Annotated in this window: 6 protein-coding genes; all 6 read left to right on the top strand. The window is 71.7% G+C overall.

All coding sequences use genetic code 11. The features are described 5' to 3' along the window. Positions 1 to 237 (top strand): chorismate-binding protein (locus HUW62_RS28090; protein ID WP_176436136.1); only part of this gene is annotated, 237 nt, incomplete at its 5' end. After that, entirely contained in the window at positions 221 to 1990 is a 1770-nt protein-coding gene (menD, locus tag HUW62_RS28085) for a 2-succinyl-5-enolpyruvyl-6-hydroxy-3-cyclohexene-1-carboxylic-acid synthase (protein WP_163866981.1), read from the top strand. The genes HUW62_RS28090 and menD, both read left to right, overlap by 17 nt. Next, positions 1981 to 2841: a 2-succinyl-6-hydroxy-2,4-cyclohexadiene-1-carboxylate synthase gene (gene menH, locus HUW62_RS28080; protein ID WP_163866982.1), complete on the top strand. Its 861-nt coding sequence runs from the start codon at positions 1981 to 1983 to the stop codon at positions 2839 to 2841. The genes menD and menH overlap by 10 nt, the downstream gene beginning before the upstream one ends. Further along, entirely contained in the window at positions 2838 to 3761 is a 924-nt protein-coding gene (locus HUW62_RS28075) for a 1,4-dihydroxy-2-naphthoate polyprenyltransferase (protein WP_176436135.1), read from the top strand. Before menH ends, HUW62_RS28075 begins: the two co-directional genes overlap by 4 nt. Positions 3762 to 3770: 9 nt before the next feature. Beyond that, entirely contained in the window at positions 3771 to 4931 is a 1161-nt protein-coding gene (locus HUW62_RS28070; protein WP_163866984.1) for a mandelate racemase/muconate lactonizing enzyme family protein, read from the top strand. Then, positions 4928 to 6370: an o-succinylbenzoate--CoA ligase gene (gene menE, locus HUW62_RS28065; protein ID WP_176436134.1), complete on the top strand. Its 1443-nt coding sequence runs from the start codon at positions 4928 to 4930 to the stop codon at positions 6368 to 6370. Before HUW62_RS28070 ends, menE begins: the two co-directional genes overlap by 4 nt. Positions 6371 to 6458 lie beyond the last annotated feature (88 nt).

Here is a 6458-nt window from a genome sequence, read left to right as displayed (position 1 = left end):
GAGCATGAGGGGCTGGACAGGGGCTGGTATGCGGGGCCGGTCGGTTGGATGGGGCCGGGGCGTGCGCACCTGATGGTGGGGTTGCGCTCGGCGCGCGTACGGGGCTCGAGGGCCCGGCTGTTCGTGGGTTGCGGAATCGTGGCCGGCTCCATCGCGGAGGCGGAGTGGCGGGAGACGGAGATGAAGAGTCTGGCCGTGTTGCGTGCGTTGGGAGGCGGGGATGTCGGGCGACAGTAATCTCAACCTGCTGTGGGCTCGCGCGCTCGTGGAGGAGCTGGTTCGCGGTGGCGCGCGGCACGCCGTGGTGTGCCCGGGCTCGCGCTCCTCGCCGCTGGCGCTGGCGTGTGCTCGCGCGGAGGGCCTGCGCACCTGGTCCATCATCGACGAGCGCGGCGCGGCCTTCTTCGGGCTGGGGCTCGCGAAGCAGTCCCGCGCGCCGGTGATTCTCGTGGCGACGAGCGGCACGGCGGGCGCGCACTTCTATCCCGCGGTCATCGAGGCCTCGCTGTCGCAGGTGCCGCTGGTGGTACTGACGGCGGACCGGCCACTGGAGCTGCAGGGCTGGGGTGCGGCGCAGACGGTGCCCCAGGCGCACTTCTATGGCGCGCACGCGCGCAGCTTCACGGACGTGGGCGTCCCCGAGGCCAGTGACGTCGCGTTGATCCACCTGCGCGCCACCGCCGCGCGGGCCGTGGCCACCGCGCTGCGCATGCCGCGTGGTGCCGTGCAGCTCAACGTGCCCTTCCGCGAGCCGCTCGCGCCGGTGACCGAGGCCTTCGGCGAGGAGCACCTGTCCAAGCTGTCGAAGGCGGGCCGCGCGGGTGCGCCGCTCACGCGAATCGTGCCGCCGATGCAAGTGCCGGACGCGGCGGTGCTGGAGTCCGTCCGTCAGCGCATCGCAGCGACGGAGCGGGGTGTCATCGTCTGTGGACCGCGCGACGAGGCGGACGGGTTCGCCGACGCCATCTCCGCGCTGTCCCAGGCGACGGGCTACCCGGTGCTCGCCGAGGCGACGTCGCAGGCGCGCTATGGCGGTGGGCCGCTCACGCTCTCGTACTACGACGCGCTGTTGCGCCATGCGCCCTTCGCCAAGACGCACCGGCCGGAGCTGGTGCTGCGCTTCGGTGGCGGGCTGACGCCCAAGTCGCCGCAGCAGTGGCTGGAGGCGTCGGGCTCGGACGTCGTCCTCTTCAGTGATGGGGGCGCGTTGTTCGACCCCACGCATCGCGCGTCGACGGTGGTGGAGGGCTCGGCGGTGTCGGCCTGCGCGGCGCTGGCGAAGGGACAGACCCGAGGCCCGGGACGGTGGGCGCAGGGCTTCCTCGCGGCGGAGCGACTGGCGCGAGGCGCGCTCGAGGCCGCGTTCGCCGAGCGACCCGAACTGCTCAGTGAGCCGCGCATCGCCCGCGAGGTGGTGGCCGCGCTTCCGGCGGGTGCTCCGCTGTTCGTCTCCAGCAGCATGCCCATCCGCGACGTGGACGCGTTCGCGCCGGCGGGTCCGGTGCCTCTCAGGGTGCTGGCCAACCGTGGGGCGAATGGCATCGACGGCATCATCTCCAGCGCGCTGGGCATGGCCGCCGCGGCCTCGCGTCCCGCCGTGCTGCTCACCGGCGACCTGGCGCTGCTTCACGACGTGGGCGCCTTCGTCACGGCGTCGCGTTCGCGCGTTCCGCTGACGGTGGTCGCCGTGAACAACGACGGCGGTGGCATCTTCTCGTTCCTGCCCATCGCGCAGGCGGCGAAGCCAGACGAGTTCGAGACGTTGTTCGGCACCCCGCACGGGGTGGACCTGTCGCATGCGGCGGCGCTCGGCGGGGCGCGGCTGCACCGGCCGACGACTCCCACCGCGCTGCGGTCGGCGGTACGTGAAGGACTCGAAGGCGGCCTGCACCTCGTGGAGGTTCGCGTGGACCGGGCCGCGAACGTGGATGACCATCGGCAGCTCTTCGCGAGGATGGCCGCCGCACTGGGAGACGGACCATGGGCGTGACACTGGCCTGCGAGACATGGGGAGAAGGCTCCCGGCCCCTCGTGCTGCTGCACGGCTTCACCGGCAACCGGGCCTCGTTCAACGGACTGCGTCCTCTACTGGGCCGCTCAGTGCGAGCCATCGCTGTGGACCTGCCGGGCCATGGCGCCACGCCATTGCCCACGCGACAGGGCCGCGACGGCTTCCTGGAGACGGTGGACGCGCTGGTCGCCCTGGTCGACTCGCTGGGCGCGGGCACGGTGGACCTGCTCGGTTATTCGCAGGGCGCGCGGGTGGCGCTGGCCGCGGCCGTGCGCGCACCGGACCGGTTCGGTCGGCTCATCATGGAGAGCGGTTCACCGGGCCTGCATCGACGACAGGAGCGGTCCGCGCGACGTGAGGCGGACGCGCGGCTCGCGGCCTTCATCCGTGCGCGAGGCGTGGACGCCTTCGTGGAGCGCTGGGAGGCGCTGCCCATGTTCGACGGGCTGCGAGCCATGCCCGAGGATCGCCGGGACACGCTGCGCGCGCACCGTCGCGCTTGCACCGTGGAGGGGCTCGCCGGGGCGCTGGAGTGCCTGGGGCTCGGAGTGCAACCGGATTACTGGTCGGAGCTGCATCACCAGCGGCTGCCCACGTTGCTGCTCACGGGCGCGCGGGACGAGAAGTTCACGCAGACGGCGCGCAAGATGGCGACGGAGCTTCCGGTGGTGTGGCGCCATGCCTTCTCGGATTGCGGCCACGCGCCACACCTGGAGGCGCCCGAGGACTACTCCCGAGAGGTGCTGGGGTTCCTCCAGACGCCCTGGTACGAGGCGCCCCAGTTCGAGGCCGCCACTCCGACGGCGAGCCCTGGGAGGGTGAACCCGTGAGTACGTCCGTGCCGGGAGCCCCGGTGGCCATGGTGAAGCCTCGGCCCACGGTGAAGACGTGGTTGATGGCGGTCCGCCCCAAGACGCTGACGGCGGCGCTGGTGCCGGTGCTGGTGGGGACGACGCTCGCGTTCGGTCTGGGCGTGGGGCGCATCGTCCCGGCGCTGGCGGCGCTCTTGGGCGCGGTGCTCATCCAGATCGGCACCAACTTCATCAACGACTACTACGACTTCAAGAAGGGCGCGGACACGCACGAGCGGCTCGGGCCGGTGCGAGTCACGCAGAGCGGGTTGATTGCTCCGGGCACGGTGCTGCTGGGCGCGGCGATCTGCTTCGCCCTGGCGACGGCGGTGGGGGCGTACCTCGTGGCGGTGGGCGGCTGGCCCATCGTCGCGATTGGCCTCGCGTCTCTCCTCTGTGGCTACGCGTACACGGGCGGGCCGTTCCCCCTGGGTTACAACGGCCTGGGCGACCTCTTCGTCTTCATCTTCTTCGGGCTCGTCGCGGTGACGGGGACCTTCTACGTGCAGGCCGGCACGGTGCATGCGGCGGCGTGGTGGGCGGCCATCCCCGTGGGCGCGAGCGGCACCATGCTCATCGTCGTCAACAACCTGCGGGACGTCACCACGGACGTGAAGGCGGGCAAGCGCACACTGGCGGTGCGCTGGGGGACGACGGCGGGCAAGGCCGAGTACGTGCTGCTGCTCGTGGCTTCGTTCGCCACGCCGGTGGCGATGTTCGCGCTGGGACTCGCGGGACCCTGGGTCTTTCTCTCATTCTTGAGTGCGCCCCTCGTCGTGCCGCCGCTGAAGCGGGTGCTGCGAGAGCAGGGGGCCGCGCTGAACCCGGCGCTGGGCGGGACGGCGCGCTTCCAACTCTTCTTCGGTTTGCTGTTCGGCGTGGGCCTGTACCTGCGATGATGTGAGCTCATGCGCATTGTCCAGGCGACGCTGACCCCGCTGAAGTTGGAGCTGCTCCAGCCCTTGAAGACAGCCCGAGGCTCCTACTCCGCGCGCGAGGGTTTCCTCGTGCGGTTGGAGGACGAGGACGGGCGGGTAGGGCTCGGAGAGGCGATGCCGCTGCCGGAGTTCGGCACGGAGCCGCTGGCGGTGTGCGGTGAGGTGTTGGGCGCGTGGCTGTCGTCGCTGAAGGGCCAGATGTTGGGCGACACGGTGCGCGCCGTCGAGGACACGCTGTCTCCCTTTCCTCCGACGGTGGCGCGTGGCGAGGGCGTCCGCGTCCGGGCCCGTCATCCCGCGCCGCCGTGTCCCGTGCCCGCGGCGGAGCATGCGCTGGAGCTGGCCCTGTTGGACCTGCTCGCGAAGCGCCAGGGCGTTCCGCTGTGCTGGCTGCTGGCCGAGGAGTCGCGTCCCGAGGTGCTGGTGAACGCGCTGCTGGGTGAGGAGTCCCCGGAGGCGCTCGCGGAGGAAGCCAGGCGCGCGGTGGCCGAGGGCTACGGGACGCTGAAGTTGAAGGTGGCGACGCGCTCGCTGGAGGCGGACGAGCAGCGCGTGAAGGCGGTGCGCGAGGCCGTGGGGCCGGACGTGAAGCTGCGGCTGGACGCGAATGGTGGCTGGTCCGAGCCCGAGGCGAAGCGAGCGCTCGACAAGCTGGGCTGGTACGGCCTGGAGCTGGTGGAGCAGCCGACGCCGCCGGAGGACCTGTCGGCCCTGTGGCGCGTGCAGCGAAGGGCGCCGTGCATGGTGGCGGCGGACGAGTCGCTCGGCTCTCCGGAGACGCTGCGCGCGCTGCTGTCGGTGGACCCGCTGTTGGGCGGCGGACCTGCGGTGGGCGCGGTGGTGCTCAAGCCGATGGTGTTGGGCGGACTGCTCCCCGGGCTCGTGGTGGCGATGCGGGCCGCGCGGCTGGGGATGCAGGCGTATGTGACGAGCTCGCTGGATGGCGTGGTGGCCCGAGCGGGCGCCGCGCACCTGGCAGCCGCGCTGCCCTCGGGCGTGCTGGCCTCGGGGCTCGCGGTGGGGCGGCTCTTCGCGAAGGAGCCCGACTGGAATGAGTACCAGCCCGTCCACGGACGTATCCGTCTTCCGGAGTCGCCTGGGCTGGGCCTGGATGCCGGGGCGTTGGTGTGACGAAGTACGGGTGTCCCGTTCGCGAAGGAGCCTCGCGTCATCCGGACGTGGAGGCGCTCACCTTCGCGGGGCGCTCGTGGCGTTACGGCGCACTGGATGCGGAGGTGCGTCGGTGGGTGGCCGCGCTGGAGGCTCGCGGGATTGGCGCGGGCCATCGCGTCTGTGTGCTGGCGACGAATCACGCGGCCTGCGTGTTCCTCTTCTGGGCGTTGGGTCGTCTCGGAGCCTTGCTGGCGCCGCTCAATGCGCGACTCACCCGCGCGGAGCTGGAGCCCCTGGCCCAAGACGTCGATCCGAGTCTGACGCTTGTCCTGGGAACCCTGCGTGAGCGGCTGGTCGGCGCTGAGGCGCTGGAGACCTTCGCGGGAGCGCCTTCGTCCGACACGTGCGTGGCGCTGGAGGAGGGCGCGCCGCGTGTCGTCCTCTTCACCAGCGGGACGACGGGAAGGCCCAAGGGGGCGGTGCTGACGGAGGGGAACTTCCGGGCGTCCTCACGTGGCTCCGCGGAGAACCTGGGAGAACACCGTGCGCCGCGTTGGCTTGGGACGTTGCCGCTGTTCCACGTCGGTGGGCTCGCGATGCTCACGCGCACCGCATACGAGGGCGGTTGCCTCGTTCTGCACGAGCGCTTCGATGCGGAAGCCACCTGTCGCGCCATGGACGAGGAGGCCGTGTCGCACGCGAGCCTCGTCGCCACCACGCTGGAGCGGGTGCTGGACGTTCGAGCCGGGCGTCGCGTGCCGGAGTCCTTCAAGCTGGCGTTGATTGGTGGAGGGCCTGTGCCCGTGCCCTTGTTGGAGCGGGCGCGCGCCGTGGGACTGCTCGCGCTCCAGACGTATGGGCTGACCGAGGCATGCTCACAGGTGACGACGGAGCGACCTTCTGACGCGGATGGGCGGACCGCCGGGCCACCGCTCCCTGGGCTGGAGGTTCGCGTCGTTGGAGAGAACGGCGACGTGCGAGGCCCCGGGCAGGAGGGCGACATCGAGGTGCGTGGCCCCACGGTGATGGCGGGCTATTGGCGAAGACCCGAGGCCACGAGCGAAGTCTTGCGCGACGGCTGGCTGCGCACGAAGGACCTTGGTGTGTTGGACGCACGGGGCCGGCTCACGGTGCTGTCGCGCCGCACGGACCTCATCGTCCGGGGCGGGGAGAACATCTACCCGGCCGAGGTGGAGGCGGTGCTCGCCAATCATCCCTCGGTGCAGGAGGCCGCCGTCGTCGGCGTGCCTGACTCCCGATGGGGCGAAGTCCCCGTGGCCTTCCTCGCGTTGCGCGCGGGCCAGCCGCATCCAGAGGCGGAGGCGCTGGAGGCCTGGTGCCGCCAGTCGCTCGCGGGCTTCAAGCTGCCGGTGCGGTTCCTCTGGGTGGAGGCCCTGCCACGCAATGCGATGGGGAAGCTGGAGCGCCCCGCGTTGCGCAAGGCCGCCGAGGAGTGAGCTCGAGCAGTCGAGCGCGCGAGCCTCACCAGTTCACGTGGAGCACGGCCAGTCCGCCGACGTGCCCGCGCAGCCCTTGCGCCGCGCC

This window comes from Myxococcus sp. AM011 (assembly GCF_013372595.1).
GTDB lineage: Bacteria > Myxococcota > Myxococcia > Myxococcales > Myxococcaceae > Myxococcus > Myxococcus eversor.
Note: the sequence above shows the minus strand (reverse complement) of the source record. Positions and strands in the feature narration are given on the sequence as shown.

Excerpts from the sequence above, each read along its gene's own strand:
- menD (WP_163866981.1), top strand. The coding sequence starts at position 221 with ATGTCGGGCGACAGTAATCTCAACCTGCTGTGGGCTCGCGCGCTCGTG.
- menH (WP_163866982.1), top strand. The coding sequence starts at position 1,981 with ATGGGCGTGACACTGGCCTGCGAGACATGGGGAGAAGGCTCCCGGCCC.
- HUW62_RS28070 (WP_163866984.1), top strand. The coding sequence starts at position 3,771 with ATGCGCATTGTCCAGGCGACGCTGACCCCGCTGAAGTTGGAGCTGCTC.